This is a genomic window from Hominenteromicrobium mulieris (assembly GCF_046197855.1).
Classification (GTDB): Bacteria; Bacillota; Clostridia; order Oscillospirales; family Acutalibacteraceae; genus Hominenteromicrobium; species Hominenteromicrobium mulieris.
On the sequence record NZ_CP173188.1, the window covers coordinates 2,573,809 to 2,595,808 of the forward strand.

The 22,000-nt window shown below is 52.5% G+C and carries 21 protein-coding genes; 12 read left to right on the plus strand and 9 right to left on the minus strand.

Translation table 11 applies throughout. The annotated features are described in order from the left end of the window. Nucleotides 1–63 precede the first annotated feature (63 nt). The 3 genes from ACI0CA_RS12815 to ACI0CA_RS12825 form a co-directional block, all read right to left on the minus strand. Nucleotides 64–1,833, minus strand: a complete 1,770-nt coding sequence (locus ACI0CA_RS12815; RefSeq protein ID WP_308448943.1) for an ABC transporter ATP-binding protein — start codon at nucleotides 1,831–1,833, stop codon at nucleotides 64–66. After that, a complete protein-coding gene (locus ACI0CA_RS12820; protein WP_308448944.1) occupies nucleotides 1,833–3,605 on the minus strand; it encodes an ABC transporter ATP-binding protein in 1,773 nt (590 codons plus the stop codon). The genes ACI0CA_RS12815 and ACI0CA_RS12820 overlap by 1 nt, the downstream gene beginning before the upstream one ends. Nucleotides 3,606–3,931: 326 nt before the next feature. Continuing rightward, complete coding sequence (locus ACI0CA_RS12825) at nucleotides 3,932–4,810, minus strand: aldose 1-epimerase family protein (protein WP_308448945.1); 879 nt, start codon at nucleotides 4,808–4,810, stop codon at nucleotides 3,932–3,934. Between the two features lie 193 nt (nucleotides 4,811–5,003). Here ACI0CA_RS12825 and dtd point away from each other — a divergent pair, with 193 nt between their 5' ends. Beyond that, a complete protein-coding gene (gene dtd / locus ACI0CA_RS12830) occupies nucleotides 5,004–5,459 on the plus strand; it encodes a D-aminoacyl-tRNA deacylase (protein ID WP_308448946.1) in 456 nt (151 codons plus the stop codon). A 10-nt stretch (nucleotides 5,460–5,469) separates the two neighbouring features. Next, nucleotides 5,470–6,342: a mechanosensitive ion channel family protein gene (locus tag ACI0CA_RS12835; protein WP_417078550.1), complete on the plus strand. Its 873-nt coding sequence runs from the start codon at nucleotides 5,470–5,472 to the stop codon at nucleotides 6,340–6,342. A gap of 134 nt (nucleotides 6,343–6,476) precedes the next feature. Here the strand turns inward: ACI0CA_RS12835 and ACI0CA_RS12840 are convergent, their stop codons facing one another. After that, on the minus strand, nucleotides 6,477–6,659 hold the full coding sequence (locus tag ACI0CA_RS12840) for a CopG family transcriptional regulator (protein ID WP_176820212.1): 183 nt from the start codon (nucleotides 6,657–6,659) through the stop codon (nucleotides 6,477–6,479). Between the two features lie 121 nt (nucleotides 6,660–6,780). On the opposite strand from ACI0CA_RS12840, the gene ACI0CA_RS12845 reads away from it, so the two are divergent. Continuing rightward, entirely contained in the window at nucleotides 6,781–7,413 is a 633-nt protein-coding gene (locus tag ACI0CA_RS12845; protein WP_446806752.1) for a hypothetical protein, read from the plus strand. 42 nt (nucleotides 7,414–7,455) lie between these two features. Here ACI0CA_RS12845 and ACI0CA_RS12850 read toward each other — a convergent pair whose 3' ends face one another. The 4 genes from ACI0CA_RS12850 to ACI0CA_RS12865 form a co-directional block, all read right to left on the minus strand. Beyond that, complete coding sequence (locus ACI0CA_RS12850; protein WP_176820713.1) at nucleotides 7,456–7,611, minus strand: rubredoxin; 156 nt, start codon at nucleotides 7,609–7,611, stop codon at nucleotides 7,456–7,458. A 14-nt stretch (nucleotides 7,612–7,625) separates the two neighbouring features. Beyond that, the gene (locus ACI0CA_RS12855; RefSeq protein ID WP_176820714.1) at nucleotides 7,626–8,174 is read right to left on the minus strand and encodes an NADH peroxidase; all 549 of its coding nucleotides are present in this window, start codon (nucleotides 8,172–8,174) and stop codon (nucleotides 7,626–7,628) included. 38 nt (nucleotides 8,175–8,212) lie between these two features. Continuing rightward, nucleotides 8,213–8,617 (minus strand): Fur family transcriptional regulator, encoded by a 405-nt coding sequence (locus ACI0CA_RS12860; RefSeq protein ID WP_446806751.1) that lies wholly within the window; start codon nucleotides 8,615–8,617, stop codon nucleotides 8,213–8,215. Between the two features lie 235 nt (nucleotides 8,618–8,852). Beyond that, entirely contained in the window at nucleotides 8,853–10,487 is a 1,635-nt protein-coding gene (locus tag ACI0CA_RS12865) for a beta-N-acetylhexosaminidase (RefSeq protein WP_446806750.1), read from the minus strand. A gap of 280 nt (nucleotides 10,488–10,767) precedes the next feature. On the opposite strand from ACI0CA_RS12865, the gene surE reads away from it, so the two are divergent. The 5 genes from surE to ACI0CA_RS12890 all read left to right on the plus strand — a co-directional run bounded on the left by surE (nucleotide 10,768) and on the right by ACI0CA_RS12890 (nucleotide 15,729). Next, entirely contained in the window at nucleotides 10,768–11,481 is a 714-nt protein-coding gene (gene surE, locus ACI0CA_RS12870; protein WP_308448950.1) for a 5'/3'-nucleotidase SurE, read from the plus strand. A 113-nt stretch (nucleotides 11,482–11,594) separates the two neighbouring features. Continuing rightward, complete coding sequence (gene ruvX / locus ACI0CA_RS12875; RefSeq protein ID WP_308448951.1) at nucleotides 11,595–12,017, plus strand: Holliday junction resolvase RuvX; 423 nt, start codon at nucleotides 11,595–11,597, stop codon at nucleotides 12,015–12,017. A 100-nt stretch (nucleotides 12,018–12,117) separates the two neighbouring features. Next, nucleotides 12,118–12,987, plus strand: a complete 870-nt coding sequence (locus ACI0CA_RS12880; protein WP_316519422.1) for a DegV family protein — start codon at nucleotides 12,118–12,120, stop codon at nucleotides 12,985–12,987. Between the two features lie 12 nt (nucleotides 12,988–12,999). After that, complete coding sequence (locus ACI0CA_RS12885) at nucleotides 13,000–15,057, plus strand: beta-galactosidase (protein ID WP_446806749.1); 2,058 nt, start codon at nucleotides 13,000–13,002, stop codon at nucleotides 15,055–15,057. A gap of 27 nt (nucleotides 15,058–15,084) precedes the next feature. After that, nucleotides 15,085–15,729 carry a sugar O-acetyltransferase gene (locus ACI0CA_RS12890; RefSeq protein WP_417073552.1) on the plus strand — a complete coding sequence of 215 codons (645 nt, stop codon included), beginning with the start codon at nucleotides 15,085–15,087 and terminating at the stop codon, nucleotides 15,727–15,729. A gap of 73 nt (nucleotides 15,730–15,802) precedes the next feature. Here ACI0CA_RS12890 and ACI0CA_RS12895 read toward each other — a convergent pair whose 3' ends face one another. Continuing rightward, nucleotides 15,803–16,852: a Gfo/Idh/MocA family protein gene (locus ACI0CA_RS12895; RefSeq protein WP_308448955.1), complete on the minus strand. Its 1,050-nt coding sequence runs from the start codon at nucleotides 16,850–16,852 to the stop codon at nucleotides 15,803–15,805. A gap of 297 nt (nucleotides 16,853–17,149) precedes the next feature. On the opposite strand from ACI0CA_RS12895, the gene uxuA reads away from it, so the two are divergent. The 4 genes from uxuA to ACI0CA_RS12915 all read left to right on the plus strand — a co-directional run bounded on the left by uxuA (nucleotide 17,150) and on the right by ACI0CA_RS12915 (nucleotide 21,938). Further along, a complete protein-coding gene (uxuA, locus tag ACI0CA_RS12900; protein WP_446806748.1) occupies nucleotides 17,150–18,211 on the plus strand; it encodes a mannonate dehydratase in 1,062 nt (353 codons plus the stop codon). Between the two features lie 408 nt (nucleotides 18,212–18,619). After that, nucleotides 18,620–18,835 (plus strand): helix-turn-helix domain-containing protein, encoded by a 216-nt coding sequence (locus ACI0CA_RS12905; RefSeq protein WP_446806747.1) that lies wholly within the window; start codon nucleotides 18,620–18,622, stop codon nucleotides 18,833–18,835. Nucleotides 18,836–19,202: 367 nt separating this feature from the next. Beyond that, nucleotides 19,203–20,540, plus strand: a complete 1,338-nt coding sequence (gene mgtE, locus ACI0CA_RS12910; RefSeq protein WP_446807010.1) for a magnesium transporter — start codon at nucleotides 19,203–19,205, stop codon at nucleotides 20,538–20,540. A gap of 27 nt (nucleotides 20,541–20,567) precedes the next feature. Further along, complete coding sequence (locus ACI0CA_RS12915; RefSeq protein ID WP_417422844.1) at nucleotides 20,568–21,938, plus strand: transglutaminase-like domain-containing protein; 1,371 nt, start codon at nucleotides 20,568–20,570, stop codon at nucleotides 21,936–21,938. Nucleotides 21,939–22,000: the final 62 nt, after the last annotated feature.

Below are 22,000 nucleotides of genomic sequence, written 5' to 3' on the forward strand. Positions count from 1 at the left end.
AGCCTCATCGGTCGGATTCGGCGCGATGAGGCTGGTTACTTTTTAGCTTTATATTCGCTTGTTTTACTCTTCCAGCTGTGCGGTATAAAGCTGGTAGTAGTGGCCCTTCTGTTCCATGAGCTCGTCGTGGCTGCCGCTTTCGGCAATGCCCTTATTCGAGATGTACAAGATGCGGTCACAATTTTTGATGGTGGATAGGCGGTGCGCGATGATGAAGCTTGTTCTGCCCTTTAAAAGCGCCTGCAGGCCTTCCTGCAAAAGGCGCTCGGTCTTCGCATCAATGGAGGACGTGGCTTCGTCCAGCACGAGAATCTTCGGGTCGGACAGCAGCGTTCTTGCAAACGCAATAAGCTGCTTTTGGCCCTGCGAGAGGCGCGAGCCGCGCTCGTTTACCTGCGTATAGTAGCCATCCGGCATTTCGCTGATGAACTCATGCGCACGCACGGTCTTTGCAGCGGCGATGATCTCCTCATCCGTGGCGTCCAAGCGGCCGTAGCGGATGTTATCCATGATGGTGCCGGAGAAAATGAAGCTGTCCTGCAGCATGATGCCCATTTGCGCGCGCAGCGAGTGCAGCGTCACCTTGGAGATGTCGTGCCCATCGACGAGCACCCGGCCGGAATTGATGTTGTAGAAACGCGAGATGAGGTTGACAACCGTCGTTTTGCCGGCACCCGTGGGGCCGACAAGCGCGATGGACTCGCCCGCTTTCACATCGAGATTGAAGTGCTCCAGAACGTTGATGGAGCCGTCGTAAGAGAATGTCACGTCGTCGAACGTCACGTCGCCCTTAATCGGCGGCAGCTCCGTTGCGTCCGGCGCGTCATCGACAAGCACGGGCTCATCGATCATCTCGAAGATACGCTCCAGATACGCCACGGCGTTGATGAACGTGTTGTAGAGGTTGGAAAGCTGCAAAATCGGCTGCCAGAAGCGCCACGCATACGCGGAAATGGCGATGAGCGTACCGATTTGCACGGCGGGACCCAAAAGCGAGAAGCCCACAAGGTACATAGCGCCAACGACCCATGTGGAGATGTTGTTGACGGAAAACCACACGAGGTTCGAGGTGTACTGCGCCTTCATCCAGCTTTTGTACATTTTGGTGTTAAGATTGTTGTAGATCTTCGCATTTTCCTCTTCACGCGTGAACGCCTGCGTGATCTTCATACCGTCAAGGCTCTCGTGCAGGTAGGCGTTGAGGTTGGAGCTCTTATTGGAAACATCCTGCCAAGCGCGGCGCTGTGCAGGCTTGATGACGAGCACAATGATGAGGAACAGCGGAATGCCCGCCATGACGACGAGCGAGAGCCTGACATCGCACATGAACATGAACACGGCGATGAGAATGAGGTTGAAAATTTCGAGAATGAAATTGATGATGCCGTTGGAAAGCGCATCGGAAACAGAGTTCACGTAGTTGATGACACGCGTCAGAATTTTGCCGTGCGGGCGGTCGTCGTAGAACTGGAACGAAAGCCGCTGCAAATGCTCAAAGAGATCCTTGCGGATGTCGTAGATGATGGCCTGCCCCACCACCGTCATGTAGCGTGAGCGCTTGACGGAAAAGAAAATGGAAAGCAGAATGGATAAGAGCATGATGCCTGCCAGAATGAACAGCATTTTATAATCGCGGTTCGGCACGGCGACGTTCAGGGCGGTCTCGATGAGCTTAGGACCTACAAGCGCACACGCGGCGGAAATGGCGGAGAAAACGAGCGATAAGATCATTTTCTGTTTGTGCCGCTTGATATACACGCCTGCACGCAGCAAGTGTTTGATATTAAATGGGGTTTCCAGCGTTTCGTCAACGTCAAAACGGTTTCTTGCCATTACGCAGCACCCCCTTTCTTTTCACCGGCAATGCCGTTTTGCAGTTCATAAACCTCGCGGTAATAGCCCGGGCGGGAAATGAGCTCCTCGTGCGTGCCGACATCCACAACGCGGCCCTTATCAAGGATCACGATGCGGTCTGCGCGCTTCGTGGTGGAAATACGCTGCGCGACAATGATCTTCGTGCAGTCGAAATCAAGGTGCGCAAGCTGGTCTTGAATATATTTTTCGGTCTCCATATCCACGGCGGAGGTGGTGTCGTCCAGAATGAGAATAGACGGCTTAATGGCGAGGGCGCGCGCCAGCGCGATACGCTGCTTCTGACCGCCGGAAAGGCCGGTGCCGCGCTCGCCGATGACCGTATCAAAGCCTTCGGGCAGCTTATCAACGAAATCGACGCAGGCGATCTTTGCGAAGCGCTTCACATCGTCCTCGGACATTTCGGGGTCGCCGTAGGCAATGTTGCCGTCTACGGTATCGGAGAACAGGAACACGTCCTGCGTGGCGATGCCGACGGAGCCGCGCAGCTTTTTGAGATCATACATACCGACAGGCGTGCCGTCCACGGAGACGGTACCGCCGGATACATCCGAAAAGCGCGGGATAAGGCTGATAAGCGACGTTTTGCCGCAGCCGGTTGGTCCCATGATGGCGATGGTCTCGCCGGGTTTGATGTCAAGATTGATGTCGTGCAGAACCTCTGTGCCGTTGCGCTTTAAGGTTACGTGGTCAAACTTCACGGCGCCCTGCACGCGGCCTTCCTTCTTCACGGCATCCTGACGTGTGACGATGGTGGAGCGCGCGTAGTAGAGCTCGACAATCTTCGACGCAGAGGCAAAGAAACGCTGCAGGTCGTTGATGAGCATACCGAGCGTGCTCATCGGGTTCGTCAGCGTCCAGCACAGCGAGTTAAAGAGTGCAAACGTGCCGATTGAAATGCGGCCCATGATGAGGAACGAGCCGCCGACGAGCAGAACGGCGATGGAAAGCGACTGCGAAAAACCATCGATATACGGCGAGAATTTGAACCACAGCAGCGACGCTTTGAGGTTCGCTTTGCGGTAATCCTCGTTTTTCTTATCAAACTGCTCGATCTCGTAGTCTTCGCGAGCAAAGGCTTTAACGACACGGTTGCCGGCGATGTTCTCCTGCGCGGCGGTGTTCATGCGCGAAAGGCGCTCGCGCAGGTCGACATACAGCGGGTGCACCTGCTTTGCGAAAACCTTCGTCAGGATGAAAATAATCGGCGTTACGGCCAGCATGGCAAGCGCGAACAGCCAGTCCACACAAAGGAATGTGATGGATGTGGTGAGAAACAGCACCACGCAGTCGATGATCATGCGGATGACATAGCACGTAGTGTGGCGCACCATGTCAAGGTCGCCGGTCAGGCGGGTCATCAGATCGCCGGTGCGGTTCTTTGAGAAGAATGAGCTATCCTGCGCCTGCATGTTTGCGTACAGATCGCGGCGCAGTTTAAAGAGCAGCTTTTGCGAGCACGTCTCGTACGTCATGACCGAAAGATAGTTAAAGCACATTCTGAACATCGTGAAACCGATCAGAATGGAGACGAGCACAACGAGCCGATGCCAAAGCTCCGGCGTAGTGCCCTGCCCCTCTTTTACCGGCGTAAATACGGTGTCCATGATCTGCGCGGTCAAAACCGAGTTGACCAGCGCCATCATAGAAAGAACCGCGGTAGAGCACAGCGCGAAAACATATCGCTTTCGGCAGCCTTCCAGGTTTTTCCAAACCCATTTCAGCTGAAACATAGCGTTCCCTTTCCTTTCAATGCATATCCTGCTTTCTCTGTACCCTTGGTACAGTTGTACCTTTGGTACAGTCCGCACCGTACGTGCGGTTTCCTCCTCAGGCGCATGGAATATTTACGCAGAAACACTTCATACGCTTGTTTAAACTATTATAACTGTATTCTGTTAAAATGGAACCCTTTTTCGCGATTTTCTCTCCGTGAGAACAAACAAACTTTGGTTGAGATTTTTAGGCAATAAAACAACCCCGCAAATCGGATTTTTCATCCGTTTGCGGGGCATGCTCTATATGCTTTTATTATATATAGTATACGTACTTTTGTAATTTAGATTTCAAAGACCGTGTAGGCGTACTCGGCTTCTTCGCCGGGCTGCAAAGTGCGCATGCCGTGCTTCTTTTCAAACACGTCGTCCTCCTGTACGGCGGTGGCGCAGCCGGTCCACGGCTCCAGCGCAACATACGGGCCGTCGTTTGCGGCAGACCAGATACCAAGCATCGGGAAGCCGGAAAACTCCATCATCACACCGCGGCCGGACTGGCGGCTTTTGAGTGAAACGCAGGTGGAGTTGAGGTTCTCGAACACGAGCGCGTCCTTATAGAACAGGCTGTGCTGCAGCGGGATGGTATCCGTATCGTCAAGCTCGAAGTTCGTCTTCTCAAAATCGATCAGGCAGCTTTCCATATCGAGCGTCGGGCATTTCTGCTCTTCCTTTTCCTCGAACACGATGTCGTAATCTTCAAAAATTTCATCGGACTGAATCGGGATATTAAAGCCCGGGTGACCGCCGATGCAGAACGGCATGGGCTTCGTATCGGCATTTTTAACGGTAAATTTCGTCGTGATGCTGCTGCCGGTGAGGTAATAGGAGACCGTCAGCACAAAATCGAACGGGTACTGCTTTTTCGTCTCCTCGTTCGCCGTAAGCTGCAGGGTGACGTAGTCCTCTCCCTGCTCTGTGACGGTGAATTCCTCGTGGCGCGCGACGCCGTGGCGCTTCATCTCGTACCACTCGCCGTTGATGCATGTGCGGTTATCGCGCAGCGCGCCGACGATAGGAAACAAAACCGGCGCGTGGCCGCCCCAATATGTTTTATCGCCCTGCCAAATGTGCTCAAAGCCGTCATCGCCCATAAAGGAGACGAGCTCGGCGCCGAGCGTATCAATGGCAGCAGTTTCGTTTTCGTTTTTTATGTGGATCAGCATAATTCGTCCTTTCAAATCGCGGCGCTTTTGCGCCCTGTCTTTTTGCATGCACATAACCTGATTTCCAATCAACAGTATTATAACAAACAAAACCGCTTGAAGCAAGAGCGAAAGCCTGCTATAATTGAGAAAACACCGAAGAAATCTCCCGTTTTATCGGTCAAAATCCACCAACCGGAAAGGAATTTACAATATGAGAGCAGTTATTCAGCGTATAAACGGTGCAGAGATCACCATAAACGGCGGCGAGACCCGCAAAGTCGGCGAGGGCCTCGTTGTCTTCATCTGCGCCATGGAGGGTGACACGGACGCGCAGGCGAATTTTCTCGTGCAGAAGGTGTGCGGCCTGCGCGTATTTAAGGACGAAAACGACAAGATGAACCGCTCACTCGAAGACATCCAGGGCGATATGCTCATTGTCTCGAACATCACGCTGAGCGCCGATATGAAGCACGGCCGCCGCCCGGATTTCAGCCGTTCCGCTTCCCCGAGTGAAGCTTTGAGATTATATAACTACTTTGTGGAACAGGTGAAAAACCAGCCTATCGGAAAAGTATGCACGGGTGAATTCGGCGCGCACATGCACATAAGTGTGGAAAACGACGGACCCGTGAACATCATCATCGACACGGAACGCATCGGAAAGTGACGGTGTGCCTATGACGCGATTTTTAACGCTGTTTGACACGGTTGTCACCGACCCGCTTGAGGACATTCCCACCGTGAACGAGCTTGAAAAATGGTTGAAAAACGTCGGCGAACAGGCGTTTTACTTTCTCATTCGCTTAGCCGCCGCCGGGCTGCTTTTGTTTATCGGCAGCAAGCTCATCAAATTTTTGATGAACCGCTTCAAGCGCTCGAAACTATATCAAAAAATGGACCCGGGGCTCGCTTCGTTCATGGCGAGCGGCAGCCGCATCGTGCTGTATATCATCCTCATTTTGATGTGCTTCGGCGTTCTTGGCATCGAGACCGCCTCATTCCTCGCACTGTTCACCTCGGGCGGCGTTGCCATCGGCCTTGCGTTTCAGGGCGCCGTGACGAACCTTGCGGGCGGCGTGATGATTTTGCTTTTTCACCCGTTCCGCGTGGGCGATTACATTGAAACAACGGAAATTGCCGGCACGGTGAATGCCATCAGCGTTTTATACACCGTGGTGCTGACACCGGACAACAAGCGCGTGACCGTGCCGAACGGCTCGCTGACGAACGCCGCCATCACGAATTACAGCGCGGAGGGACAGCGCCGTGTGGAGCTGACATTCTCCGTCTCCTACGATTGTGACATTGACAAGGTGAAGCAAATTTTGCTTTCCGTTGCCGAAAGCGACCCGAAATCGCTGAAAGACCCCGCCCCGCTGGCGCGCATGAAAACGCAGAGCGCGAGCTCGCTCGATTTCGTCCTGCGCGTTTGGTGCGCCCCGGAAAATTACTGGGACCTCTATTTTGACCTCAACGAAAACGTGAAAAAGGCGCTGGATGAAGCCGGCATGGAGATTCCGTTCCCGCAGATGGACGTGCACATGCGGTAAAGCACGCACGAAAATACGAATATTCCCGCAGCAGCGCCGTGAAACTTCCGTTTTCGGCGCTGAAATTTTCGTGGACTTTCCCAAACAGAACCCCCGAAGGGAGATTTATCCGTTCTTCCTTCGGGGGTTCTGTATTATTCAATCTCTATATTCTTGATGCCGTATTCAAGTATCACGTTGATAAGCTCATTGCGCGAATAGTTGCTTTCGCTCGCGATTTTATCAAGACTTTGCAAAATATCTTCCCGAATACGCACGGAAATGATTCTGTTCCCGTCCTCTCCGCGCTTTTTAATCTTCAAAGGTTCATTTTTCACAAATTCCACCTCACAATCTATACTAATTATAGATTGACAGCCGAATTATAGTATGTTACAATTAGATTCGTAATATGATATTTATTTGTATTACAATAAAATATTTTGAGAGGTAATATTTATGAAAAAAAACTTATCTGCTATTTTGGCAGTGCTGCTCGCGGCATTGCTGTGTGCGTGCGGCAACAAAACCGTGGAAAACACTTCGTCGCCGGAGCCAACCGCTACAGCCGAAGCAACAGCTACACCGTCACCGACAGCTACTCCCACTGCGGAACCTACACCAGAGGCAACACCAACGATACCTCAACTTCAGTTAGGTGACACGATAGACTTAGATTTTCTAAAGATGACCATAGATAACATCTCTATTGAAAATGAAATCTATCCATTTGATACCTCTGGAGCATATCTGTATATCTCCGACGTCGATGGAAGTCAATATGTTTGCTTATGTGGGGTAATTACAAACTTAAGTTCTAGTGATTTAGATAGTCGGTATTTCATGAGTAAAGTAACCATTAACGATGAATATTCTTATAATGCAGAACTATGCATTGGTTCGAATCCTAACGCAATAACCGATTATGCTCTTGAGCCATTAGGCTCTGCACATTACTATCTTTATGCCAGTGTCCCTGATACTGCAGTTAATATCATGGAAAAAGGGACTATTTCTCTTGCATTTAACGATGGATTTGCCCGTTCTGATGGAAACTACAGCTATACATATACTATTGATTTTACAAAATAGCAAAGAGGAGAAGGATCAAATCCCTCTCCTCTTCTTTTTTAGTTATTCAGCGGGGTAAAAAGCATCTTTTCCGAGACCGCAGGTGGGGCAGACCCAATCTTCGGGGACATCTTCCCATGCCGTGCCGGGTGCAACGCCGTTTTCCGGGTCGCCGAGTGCGGGGTCATAGACATAACCGCAGGGACACTCATATTTCATAAGACACACTCCTATTACTTGTCACCGAAATATCTCTTAAGGAGACCTGCGAACGCCTTGCCATGGCGGGCTTCGTCGCGGGCCATTTCGTGAACGGTGTCGTGAATAGCATCGAGATTTGCGGCCTTTGCACGCTTTGCAAGGTCGAACTTACCGGCGGTTGCACCGTTCTCGGCTTCAACGCGCATCTCGAGGTTCTTCTTCGTGCTGTCCGTTACAACTTCGCCGAGCAACTCTGCGAACTTTGCAGCGTGCTCTGCTTCTTCGTAAGCGGCCTTCTCCCAGTAAAGGCCGATTTCCGGGTAGCCCTCGCGGTGTGCAACTCTTGCCATTGCGAGGTACATGCCGACCTCGCTGCACTCGCCCTGGAAGTTTGCGCGGAGATCCGCAAGGATATCCTCGCTGACGCCCTGTGCGACGCCGACAACGTGCTCAGCCGCCCAAGTCATGTTCTCTTCCTGCTTCGTGAACTTGGAAGCCGGTGCCTTACATACGGGGCAGAACTCCGGAGCTGCTTCGCCTTCAAAAACGTAACCACATACGGTGCATACAAACTTTGCCATAATAAGATCCTCCTAAAATTGATTTTAGTTTGCGGCTTTTAAGCCGTTTTATTTTTGCTTTTTTCTTTGCATTCGGCGCACATACCGCCGAACAGCAGGTCTTCTTTTGTGATTGTAAACCCGTGTTCCGCTTCAATGCGCTCGAGTGTTTCTGTGTCCACAAGCGGTTCAAAGATATCGAGCACGCGCCCGCAGCAGTCGCAGACGAAATGGCTGTGTGCTGAAGTATCGCCGTCGAAATGCTCCTGCCCGTTGATGACGCCGACGCTTCTCGCTTTGCCCTCTGCACAGAATTTTTTAAGATTGCGGTAAACTGTGCCGAGACTTAAATCGGGATATTCGGGCCGCAGCGCAGCGTAGAGCCACTCCGCAGTTGGGTGCACCGTTGTGGCACGCAGTGCGTTGTAGAGCGCCTCACGCTTTCGGCTGAACTTTTCCGGCATCGGCTTCACCTCCTTTAGGTTTGTGGGATTTCTTTCTCTCTCACTTGTTGGCACTATTATAGCACGCCTTTTTCGATTTGTAAATAGTAATAATTATCATTTTTATTATTATTTTGTAAACAAATTGTGAACAAGCCTATTGAAAAGCTGCCAAAACCCCGTTTGCTTGCTTTCCGAAAACAAGATGCAAAACGGCTCTGCATTCTACCCGCAAAGCCGTTTTCATAGTTTCTATTTATTCTCCTTTGGTCTCATCGTTCTCCGGTGGAAACATTTTCATGAAGTTAAGTGCTGCGCCGACGAGGTCATCGTTTTTCATCATTTCGGGAACATCCTGCGGCCGGAACCAGATCTGCGCAAACTTCTCTATGACGGGACGCACCATTTCTCTTTCCGCATCCGTATGCGGTGTGCCGATGCCGCCCGGGTTCATCATGTGTGCAATGAATGTCGCGGCACTCTGCACGCGCGCTTCACCCTCGGGGTTCCACCCGTCTTTTGTCATACAGTTCACGCCTTGCTTTGCGGCAATTTCAATTTTCTTTTCCGCGCGGTGTTCAAAATCTGCGTAATCCCCCGCTTCGTTCCACGCGATTTCGGATACGGCATACAGACGCGGGAACAGCAATTCTTCGAGGTGTTCCGGCGTTTCCACCTGCTCCGACCACAATGCCGCTTCGTAACCGAGCATATTCGGACTGTCTGCGTAGCTCTTGCCCATGACGACCGGCTGATAATGGTAGACCTTATTCAACGAATTGATGCCATGCGGATAATCGAAATACAAAGCGGACATATTGGAGAAGATCACCTTGCCGCCACGCTCGATAAATGCCGGCACCGGCGTTTCATGCTGCGCCGTCCAATACTGTATGATGTTTCCGGTATCGACATCTTTGGATTCCAGAACATCGTTCCAGCAGACGGCGCGCTTGCCGTGCTTTTTGAGGATAGCGACGACACGCTTCGTGAAATAGCCCTGTAAATCTTCATAATCGGTAAGGCCAAGCGCTTCCATGCGCGCCTTGCAGTGCGGGCATTTTTTCCATTCGGTCTTCGGCGCTTCGTCACCGCCGATGTGGAAGCGGTCGTCCGGGAACAGTGCGCAGACTTCTGTCAGAAGCTTTTCGATAAACTCGAATGTTTCGTCCTTACCGGGGCAGAGAATTTTCTCAAAAATGCCGCCAAACTGGCACAGCTCCGTTTTTTCGCCAAAGCAGCTCAAATGCGGGTATGCCGCAATCATCGATCTGGTGTGGCCAGGCATATCGATTTCCGGGATGATCTCCATGCCGCGCAAGCGGGCATATTCGATAACGCTCCTGATCTCCTCCTGCGTGTAATACGTGCCGGTCGTTTCGTGCAGCAGAGGCAGCGTTTTGCACTCGATGCGCCAGCCCTGGTCATCTACAAGATGCCAGTGCAGAACATTCAGCTTCACACGCGTCATCTGGTCGATGACCTTTTTCACTTCGTCCGCCGTAAAGAAATGACGGGAGCAGTCAAGCGACAGGCCGCGATGACCGTAGTGCGGTGCGTCTTCAATGGTGACGATTGGCAACGCTTCGCCCTCTGCTGTGAGCTCCGTGACAGTCGTCAGCGCCCATACGGCGCCGCTTTCGTCCGCCGCTTCCACGGTGATGCCGTCCTTTGTGACGGTCAGCTTGTAGCCCTCTTTTGCGATATCGGCCTTTTTCAGCGTGATAAACCCGTTTTCGGCGGTCTCCACGTGGCCGTCCAGTCTTGCAGCAAATGCCTCAAGGCACCACGGTGCAAAATCACCGAGCGAAACGGTGACGGTCTCCGGCAGCTTTACACTGCCCTCCTGCATGTGCACCGATCCGCGCGGCGCGGGAATAAGATTCAACATAAGCAAGATTCCTTTCTTCGGGCAAACGAATAACACGCTTGTCCTTTTACAACTTCTCCTCGGCTGCAACCGAACCGCAGCCTTTTTGTTCTATTAAGAACATTATACCGCAATTTGCTTCTTTTGCAAGAAAATCGTGCTATATTTCTATATAATTTTCAAAATTTTAATAATTATAAGCAGATATGACAAAGCAGAATTTTGAATCTCCGTCTGGACTTGTCGAAATAGATATGGTATACTTCAAGCGAAAAAGTTTTTGCGTGACGGAGGAGCAAACATGGGCAGATTGATCTTAATTACGAATGACGATGGCATTGACGCAGGTGGCATTCGCCAGCTGGCAGAGACAGCAAAAGCATTCGGCGAAGTGTGGGTCGTCGCACCGGAGAGCCAGCGCAGCGGCAAATCGCACAGCGTAACATATTTAGAGCCGCTTTACGTGCGCGAGCGTCCGGGTTACATGGACGGCGTAAAGGCATACGAATGCAGCGGCGTACCGGTGGACTGTGTGCGCGTGGGCATCCATCTGCTCGGTCGCAAGCCTGACGTTGTGCTTTCCGGCATCAATAGCGGCTACAATATTTCCGGCGATATTCAGTATTCCGGCACGGCGGGCGCTGCGCTGGAGGCCGCTTTCTGGGGAATCCACGCCATCGCGCTTTCCCAGGCCAACCTCGATTATCATCCCGTGACCGACCGCTACTTGCGTGAGCTCATCGGTGAATATATTGATAAACCTCTGCCTCAAAACACGGTTTGGAACATCAATTTTCCCGGCTGCGCACCGGAAGACTGCAAGGGTGTAAAGCACGGCTGCGCCGTTTCGCAGGATGATTTTTACACGGACAGCTTCACCTGCAAAACACTCGGGGACGGCACGGTGGAATACACGGTCGTGCCCGGCAGAAACTGGCACGGCAGCGAAGGCACCGACCTTGGCGCAGTGTGCGACAACTACGTCGCCGTCGGCACTGTGACGAATGTGCGATAATAAAAACATACAGATTTTGCACCTGCTCTTTGAAATCGCAAAAGCAGGTGCTTTTCTATTTTTAAAAACCGTGTTATACTGAAGAAAAGCAAAACATTGAAAGGAAACAGAACATGGTTATATTAGGTGTAGACCTCGGCAAAGCGCGTACGGGCGTTGCCGTATGCGATAAAAGCGAGTTGCTCGCAAGTCCCGTAGAGGTCGTGAACGAGCACAACCGCGAGCGCCTTTTGGAGCGTGTAGCGCAGCTTGCCAAAGCGCGCCGCGCCGAGCAAATCGTTGTCGGTCTGCCGCGCAACATGGATGGCAGCGAGGGCGAAAGCGCGCAGAACGCGCGCGTTTTCGGTGCGGAGCTTGCGGAAAAGACCGGGCTGCCCGTTGATTTCTCCGACGAACGCGGCACGACTATCACGGCACACGGCTTTTTAAACGAAACAAATACGCGCGGTAAGCGCCGCAAAGCAACCGTGGACGCCGTGGCGGCGACGATCATTTTGCAGGATTATCTTGATTATCGACGAAACCGCAAAGGGTAATTTACACAAAAAACGCATAGACAAATCCGCTTCGTCTGTGCTATAATAACGGCGTGCCGCGCAGAAATGCGTTTTTAAGGCACGGAAAGGAAAGATAACTATGGGTTACAAAATCATCACCGATTCCACCATCGATATGGATCATAAAATGATCGAAGAGTTGGGCCTCACAGTGGTACCGCTCCGCTTTACAATCGACGGCAAAACATATAAAGACAAGGCAGATCTTTCGGATATGCCGACGGAAACTTTCTACGCAAAGCTCCGCGAGGGCAAAATGTCCACCACATCGCAGATCAACGCCGACGAATTCACACGGGTCTTTGAGCCTGTTCTGCAAGGCGGCGAAGACGTTCTGTACATTGCGTTTTCCAGCGGTTTATCCGGCACCTGCCAAAGCGCCTTCATCGCGCGCGATGAATTGAAAGAAAAATATCCCGAACGCAAAATTTATGTGTTCGATTCGCTCTGCGCGTCCCTCGGCGAGGGTTTGCTCGTATACCACGCAGCCATGCTGAAGCGCGCCGGCACGGACATTGATTCGCTGTATAAGTGGCTCGGTGAAAACGTTTTGAAGCTCTGCCACTGGTTCACGGTGGACGACCTCAACCACTTAAAGCGCGGCGGCCGCGTTTCCGCCACAGCAGCGCTCGTCGGCACTTTGCTCGGCGTAAAACCCGTTTTGCATGTGGATGATGAGGGCCACCTCATCCCGGTCAGCAAGGTGCGCGGCAGACGGCAGTCCCTTGATGCGCTTGTGCAGAAAATGGAAGAGACCGCCATTCAGCCCGCAGACCAGACCGTGTTCATCAGCCACGGCGATTGCCTGGCAGACGCCGAATACGTCGCAAAACGCGTGCGTGAAAAGTTCGGTGTGAAGAACATTTATATCAACTTCGTCGGCCCTGTCATCGGCGCACATTCCGGCCCCGGCACCGTAGCACTGTTCTTCATCGGCGAGCATAGATAAAGGAGCAACACTATGTTAAACGGCAACACGATAGAGCTCGGCGTATGCTATTACCCGGAGCACTGGGATGCTTCGTTCTGGAAAGAGGATATGCTGCGCATGAAATCCTACGGCATCGGTGTCATCCGCGTGGCGGAATTCGCGTGGAACCTCTTTGAGCCGGAGGAAGGGCGCTTTGACGACAGCTTTTGGGACCGCTTTTTAAATGTGGCAAAGGACTGCGGGATGCAGGTCATCTTCTGCACGCCCACCGCGACCCCGCCCGCCTGGCTGACGGAAAAATACCCGGAAGTATTAAACTGTGATATTTACGGCCACCCGGTCTACCACGGTATGCGCAAGCACCACAACATGACATCTCCCGTGTACCTCGATTTTGTAAAGAAGATCGTTGAGCACATTGCGGCGCATTACAGCGCACATCCTGCGATCATCGGCTGGCAGATCGACAATGAAGTCAACTGCGAAACAAACAGCTACCACGCGCCGAGCGACCACGAGGCGTTCAGAAAGTACCTTAAAGAGAAATACGGCACGCTCGAAAACCTGAACCGCGCCATGGGCACGACATTCTGGAACCAGACCTACACGGACTGGGAGCAGGTTCACCTTTCGCGCTACACGCTCGCAAACTCCAACAATCCGCACATGATGCTGGAGGAAAAGCGTTTCATTTCCGAAGCGGCCATAAACTACATCGGCATACAGGCGGATATTATCCGGAAATATCGCCGTCCGGAACAGTTCATCACGACAAACGGGCTTTTCGGCGTGCTCGATAACCACAAGCTCGTCAAGGAAAAGCTCGACTTCATGACGTATGACAGCTACCCGAACTTCGCGTTTGCGATGGAGGGCAGCAAGCTCTCTCCGCGCTCCCTGCGCGACCGCGAAACGTCATTTAACCTTGCAAAAACGCGAAGCGTCTCAAACCGCTTCGGCATCATGGAGCAGCAATCCGGCCCCGGCGGCTGGAACACCCGCCTTCTGCAGCCCGCGCCGAAGCCGGGTCAGTTAAGACTGTGGACTTTCCAGTCTATCGCGCACGGTGCAGATTTTGTCAGCTACTTCCGCTGGCGCACCTGCACATTCGGCACAGAAATGTACTGGCACGGATTATTGAACTATGATAATTTCCCGAACCGCCGCACAGAAGAGCTTTTGCGCGTAAGCGAGGATATTCAGAAGATTCAGCGCATCACGGGCACAAAGCATACGGCAAAGTTCGCAATCCTCTGCGACTACGACAATGAGTGGGACGGCATGGAGGACAAATGGCACGGACCCTTAAACCGGGAGAGCACCGACGGGTGGTTCAAAGCCTTGCAGCGCGCGCACATCCCGTTCGAGTTCGTCAACATCAACGACGAGGGCACGTCCCAGCCGCTCGGGAACTTCACGGCCGCTGTGTACCCGCATCCAACCATCATGACGCCCGCCCGCGCGGAAATGTTACGCGCTTACGCCGAAAACGGCGGCACTCTTTTCTTCGGCTGCCGCTCCGGCTATAAAGATATTGACGGGCAGTGCCCCATGATGCCGATGCCGGGGCTCTTAGCGCCGCTGACCGGCTGCACCGTGGAGGATTTCACGTTCATCGGCCCGGCGGACGAAAAGGAATACATGACGCTCGGCGAAAAGAAAATCCCCGCGCCGACGTTCAACGATATTCTGCGCCCGGATTTTGAAAGCTGCGAGGTGCTGGCGACGTATGACGGTAACTATTACAACGGCAAGCCCGCGCTGACCAAAAACACCGTCGGCAAAGGCACAGTCTACGCCTGTGGCTCCGTTTTTGCGGAGGAGACCGCTGCGGCGCTCTTGGAGCTGCTGCCGAAAGCAGAGCTTTGCCCTGTGACGGGCTGGCTGGAGCTGCCCGAGGAGATTGAGCTCACGGTGCGTACAAACGAGAAAAACGGCCGCAGCTACGCGTTTTTGCTGAACTACACTGCACAGCCGCAAACCGTCACCGTGCAAAAGCCGACGAAGGAGCTGCTTACACGCGAAACGCTCGACGGCACGTATACCATGGAGCCTTACGGCGTGCTTGTGCTCGATAAACCACAATAAAAGATAAACATTTTGGGAGGAATTCATATGAAAGAGGAAGAAAAAATCTTTGCCGGGAAGTTTTTCTGCCCCGGTCACCCGGACTTGAAAGCCATCAAGCTGCGCTGCCACAACCTTTGCAGCGCCTATAATGCAACGCTCGAAGACGAAACCGAAAAGCGTAATGCAATCGTGCACCAGATCTTCGGCGATTTCGGCGAGGGCTCGTTTGTGCAGGGGCCGATCCAGATCCACTATGGCACGCACACGCACATCGGCAAGAGCTTTTTCGGCAACTTCAACCTGACCATTCAGGATGACGCGCCCGTGACCATCGGTGACCGCTGCAACTTCGGCCCGAACGTGACCATCGTCACGCCGATGCACCCGATCATCGCAGAGGAACGCCGCGCGCTGAAAACAAAAGACGGCCGTGAAATTCGCGTTTGCTACGCAAAACCCGTCACCATCGGCAACGATTGCTGGTTCGGCGCAAACGTCGTCGTATGCCCGGGCGTGACCATCGGCGATAACTGTGTCATCGGTGCAGGCAGCGTGGTAACGAAGGACATTCCGTCAAACAGCGTAGCTGTCGGCAACCCCTGCCGTGTACAGCGCACCATTACGGAAGCAGACAGCATGAAATATCATCCGGAACGCTTCGGCGAAGATGAATTTGTGTTTGACGAATAAACTGAGCTTATAATACGCAAAAACAGCTCCGAGCTTTTCGCCCGGAGCTGTTCTCAATTCATCTTAATTCGAATTAGAAGTAAACGACCTGATTCTTCTCTGCGCTCTCAAAGATCGCTTCCATCAGCTTCATCAGCTGGCGCTGCTGGTCGTGCGTGACGATCTGCTCTGCTTCGCCGTTGACAACTGCTGCGATGTTGCGATAATAATCGTGAATGTCGCAGTCGATTCTCGGCAGCGGAAGCTCGCTGATCGTTTCCGGCGTTCTCGGCGCCATGGTCTTCGTGAGGCCTGCTGCGGTGACGATCGGCACTGCATCGTGCTCTTCGTCCGCCGTTGCGATGACGATCTTGCCGTTGACCTGGAAGTCATCGATGACAGCCGTGCCGTTCAGACCTTCGACATACCAACGCGGCAGGTTGATAAAGTTGCTCGTGCCGACTTCTACGGTGAACACGAGATCGTTATCAAACTTGAACGTAGCGGTGAAGCCGTCGTCCACTTCTTCGTTCGTTACGTTGGACAGCGTTGCGTAAACGGAAACCGGCATTTTGCCCATCATCATGTTCATCTGGTCAAGGAGGTGCACGCCCCAGTCAAGAACCATGCCGCCGCCCTGTGCCTTCGTGTTTCTCCAGTCGCCCGGAATACCGCGGGAACCGTGAACACGGGACTGAATGGCGAAAACACGACCGAGCTGGCCGGACTTTGCAATCTTCTCCGCAACGCGGAAATCCTCGTCCCAACGGCGGTTCTGATGAACCGTGAAGACGGAGCCCGTGCGCTTGGAGGCTGCGATCATCTCTTCGAGATCAGCGGTGCAAAGCGTGACCGGCTTCTCGCTGATGGCAACCTTGCCTGCTTCCATAACCTGAATGCAAACCTTCTTGTGCTGATCGTTCGGGATTGCGACCGTTACAACATCAACGGTCTTGTCGGCAAGCAACTCCTCAAAAGAGCTGTATGCGTGAATACCGTTTTCCTCAGCAGCCTTGTTGCGCTCCGGCTTAATATCGTATACGCCTGCAAGCTCTACAACACCCGGGATTTCCTGTAATCTCTTCGTGTGCCAGCCGCCCATGCCGCCATAGCCCACGACTGCTACTCTTACTACTTTAGACATAATAAATTGGACTCCTCTCGATTTAAAATAAATAACCTATTTGCGCTCTCTAAACTACGCGCTATACACCTTATTATACTAAAAGACACGCAAGTTTCAAGATGTTTTTATAGATTTTTGCATCTTGTCCGCGATTTCGGCGAAAGATACAAAGACCACCTGCGCAAAACTGTGTATAAATCCCACGTTTGATTGGAAATCGGCGCAAAAGGAATTTAGCCCCTTGAGTTTTTTCACCCGATGTGCTACGATGAACCTGAATAACACGTGAATACACCGGAAAGGTTGATTATATCTATGAAAATGTCATTTCGCTGGTATGGCCCGGACGACCCCGTGACCCTCCAAAATATTCGTCAGATTCCGAACATGCAGGCCATCGTCACCGCTGTATACGACGTGCCCGTCGGTGAAGTTTGGAGCCGCAAGAGCATTGCTGCGCTGAAAAAACAAACGGAGGATAACGGCCTGCAATTTGAGGTCATTGAAAGTGTGCCGGTGCACGAGGACATCAAACTCGGCAAACCCACGCGCGACCGCTATATCGAAAATTACTGCGAGAACATCCGCCGCCTTGCCGAGGCCGGCATCCACTGCATCTGCTACAATTTTATGCCGGTGTTTGACTGGACGCGCACGCAGCTTGACCACCGCCTGCCGGACGGCTCTACAAGCCTTGTCTACTATAAAGAGCAGGTGGATGCCGTGGACCCGCTGAAAAGCGACAGCGATCTCACGCTGCCCGGCTGGGACGCAAGCTACACGCGCGAGGAGCTCAAAGCCGTCGTGGCGGAATACAACAAAATGACCGAGGAAGACCTTTGGGCAAACCTCACTTATTTTCTTGAGCGCATCATTCCCGTCGCTGCGGAATGTGACGTGAACATGGCCATCCATGAAGACGACCCGTGCTGGAGCATTTTCGGACTGCCACGCATTATCACGTGCGAAAAAAATCTCGACCGCTTCCTGAAAATCGTCGATGACCCGCACAACGGCATCACGCTGTGTACCGGCTCGCTCGGATGCAGTGCCGAAAACGATGTGGTGCACATGGCGGCAAAATACGCCGCGATGGGCCGCATCCATTTCGTTCACGCCCGCAACGTCGCCGTGCTGGAAAACGGTTTTGAGGAGCGCGCACACTACTCCGCATGCGGCTCGCTCGATATGTATGCCATTTTGAACGCGCTCTACAAAAACGGTTTCAACGGTTACATCCGCCCGGACCACGGCAGAATGATCTGGGGCGAGACCGGCCGCGCCGGCTATGGCCTTTACGACCGTGCCCTCGGCGCCGCGTACTTAAATGGCCTGTGGGAAGCCATCACAAAGCGCAACTCCAATATGGAGCGATAAATTAAAGCCAACAAAAAACCGATGCAGTCGAAACTCTGCATCGGTTTTTTTAATAGATACCGTAAGCTTCACCTTCTGTTTTACCGCAGCGAACACAGGTCTTGGGGTAGTTGATCGTAGCAGCTTTCCAATCATGCCCAAGCGACTCGCCTTCCGTCATACCGCAATATACACAGGTTTTCGGCTCGGTTCAGGTGGCTTCCTTCCATTTATGCGCACAGGTGCAGGTCGTAAGAAGAAAGCATACCAACAGCATGACCAAAATTACTTGTCCCCAGCGTTTAAGCATGGCTTTTCTCTCCTGTCTCTCCTCTTTTCCCAATTTTAGATGAAATATATCTAAAAGCCAATAGATAAAATCCGTCTACATATACTTTGAGTGGATACCACTCAAAGCAGGTGAAAAAATTGACGGAAAACAGAATACGCGATCTGCGGGAGGACTCTGATTTAACGCAGCAGCAAGTCGCAGATGCAATCGGCATTACACAGCGCAAATACAGTTATATCGAAACAGGCCAGCAGCAGCTTACGGACGACATTCTAATTAAACTCGCAAACTTCTATAACGTGAGCATTGATTATCTCTTGCGGCAGACGGCGAACGCCAAACGAAATCTCTGACGTAAAATTCCCGAAAAGTCGTTTGTTAGGCTTGACAATTATTCAAAAAAAGGGTAACTTTATAGATAAGAACGCCGACAAAAATGCGGCGTTTTGTTTCCGTATGCAAAAACGCAAAAGCACTTTGCGATTATTTGCAAATACACTGACAAAAATACTAAAACAAAGGAGTGGAGAAAATGGACGCTGGCAGTAGTGGCGGTGCGGTTCCTCGAGAACGGATGCAGCCGCCCGCAGAAAAACAGGCGATTTTCTCCGCTTGTTTTTTGCGTGACCTTACATTTGTAAACGGCTGAGTTCAAACCGTATCGTCCGATTGCCGATTTTTGCACGATTGCAGAGAAAGGACGGACGAACTATGTTGGATATGTTGGACAAAATTTCAGAGCTGCTGGAGAATAAAGATTTCCCCCAGTTGGGCAATCTTCTGAAAGACATGAACCCGGCAGACGTGGCAGAACTTTTTGAAGACCTGCCGCGTGAAAAGATGGCGCTTGTGTTTCGCCTGCTCCCAAAAGAGCTTGCAGCGGACGCGTTCGCTTATATGAATCCGGACGAACAGACGGTGCTTGTTGAAGCATTCAGTGATAAAGAGCTGCACGACGTCGTGAACGAGCTGTATGTGGACGACGCTGCAGACATGATTGAAGAAATGCCTGCAAACCTCGTCAAGCGCATTCTGAGACACACGGACGCCGAAACGCGCGTACTCATTAACCAGATTTTAAATTACCCCAAAGACAGCGCAGGCTCCATCATGACGATGGAATACGTCGATTTGAAGCGCGGCATGACGGTGGAGGAGGCGTTTGACCGCATCCGTGCCATCGGCGTGGAAAAAGAGACGGTGTACACCTGCTATGTCACGGACAGCCGCCGCAAGCTGAAAGGCATTGTGACCGTGAAAGACCTGCTGCTTGCCCCGAAAAACGAGCTGATCCGCAATATCATGGAAACGAACATTATTTACGTTTCCACCCATACCGATAAAGAAGAAGTGGCCTCCCTGTTCGGCAAGTACGATTTTCTTGCCGTGCCGGTCGTCGATAACGAAGAGCGCCTTGTGGGCATCGTCACTGTTGACGACGCGATCGATGTTATTCAGGACGAGGCGACGGAAGATATCGAAATGATGGCGGCTATCACGCCGACCGATAAGCCGTACATGAAGACGGGCGTTTTTGCCACATGGAAAAAACGTATCCCGTGGCTTTTGCTCCTCATGATCTCCGCTACATTTACGGGCAGCATCATCACCTCGTTTGAAGATGCGCTTTCCGCTTCCATTGTGCTGACGGGTTTTATCCCCATGCTGATGGATACGGGCGGCAACGCGGGCAGTCAGGCTTCGGTCTCCATCATCCGCGGTCTTTCCCTCGGCGAGATCGAATATAAAGACATTGGGCGTATCCTCTGGAAGGAAGCGCGCGTGGCTTTTTTGTGCGGTGTTTCGCTTGCCGTCGCAAACTTTGTCAAATTGCTGCTCATTGATCGTGTGACCATCCCGGTCGCCATCGTTGTGTGCAGCACGCTTGTTGTAACGGTGCTCGCTGCAAAGCTTGTCGGCTGTTCGCTGCCGGTGCTTGCAAAGCGCATCGGTTTTGACCCGGCTGTCATGGCCAGTCCTTTCATCACGACCATTGTAGACGCGCTTTCCTTGCTGATCTATTTCCGCATTGCGTGCGCGGTGCTGCATATCGGTTAACTTTATCCATTAAAGGAGGTTGCTGTTATGAACCAAAAAGACATTGAAACGCTTGCAATCGCGCTGCCGGAAGACATTTTAAAAGCAAAATGGTGCGGCGATTTTGACCGCGCGTTCCACCTTATCGACCTATACCTTGCAAACGAGAAAGTCCCGGCATTTATGAAAACACGCCTTGCACTGGAGCGTGAGGTCTTGAAAGCACTGCCGACGGGCTACACATACAGCGAAGAAGACGCTTTGGCGCTCGTGCAGAAGGAAATTCCGGATTTCACGAAGGCAGAGCTTGACGCATTGCGTGACCGCGGTGCCATCGACTGGATCTACATCAACGGCAAAACGACGTATTCCCGCACGTTCTACGATACGCTTTTGGGCGTTTACCCGGATATCGCCACGCGTGCAGGCAAGCCGCCGAAGGACAAAAGTGATCGCGTGGAATTTCTGCGCCAAAATGTACGCGACATGAAAAAAGACGGCGACGCGCTGTGGAGCATTCGGCTGCGCGCCCAGTTCCGTCTGCATGACGATGTTTTCCGCCCCGGCGAAGAACTGACCGTGCATCTTCCCGTACCGAAGAACGCGATGAACATGCGCGACATTGAGATCCTTGCGACCTCCCACCCCATTTATAAGCTTGCAGATGAAAATGCACCCGCGCGCACGGTCTCATTCCGCGGCAAATTCGAGAAAAACGAAACCTTCTGGGTCGAATACAAATATCTTTCCTATGTGAAATACAACAACCTCGAATCCGCACAGGTCAGTGCAGAGCAGCCGACGTTTGACACCGAGGAGCTTTACCCGCACATTCGCTTCACGCCGCTCATCCGTGCGCTTTGCAAAGAGCTTTCCGGCGATGAGAAGAACCCGCTTCTGCTCGCACGCAGATTTTACGACTACTGCACGAAGGTCGGTACATATTCGTATGTGCGCGAATACTTCGCGCTGCCGGGCAGCATTCCGGATTATTATGGCGCGGGGCTGCACGGGGATTGCGGCGTGCAGGCGCTGCTGTTCATCACGCTGTGCCGCTGCGCAGGTATTCCTGCACGTTGGCAGAGCGGCCTGTTCGTCACGCCGGACGACACCGGCTGCCACGACTGGGCGCAGTTCTACATTGCTCCCTACGGCTGGCTGTTTGCAGACCCGTCCTTCGGCGGCAGTGCGCACCGCATGGGCGACAGCGAGCGCAACGACTTCTACTTCGGCAATCTCGACCCGTTCCGCATGGCGGCAAACAGCGAGCTTCAGGCGGATTTTGACCCGCCAAAGACACAGCTGCGCATCGACCCGTTCGACAACCAGCGCGGCGAAGCCGAATACGCAGACGTCGGCATCCGCTGGATGGACAAGGAGTGCGACTGGAAGACCATCGAAATGAAGAAGCTCTCTTAATTTAAAACGTTAAATGCCCGCCGTGCTTTTGCACGCGCGGGTATTTTTGACCGTAAAGGAAC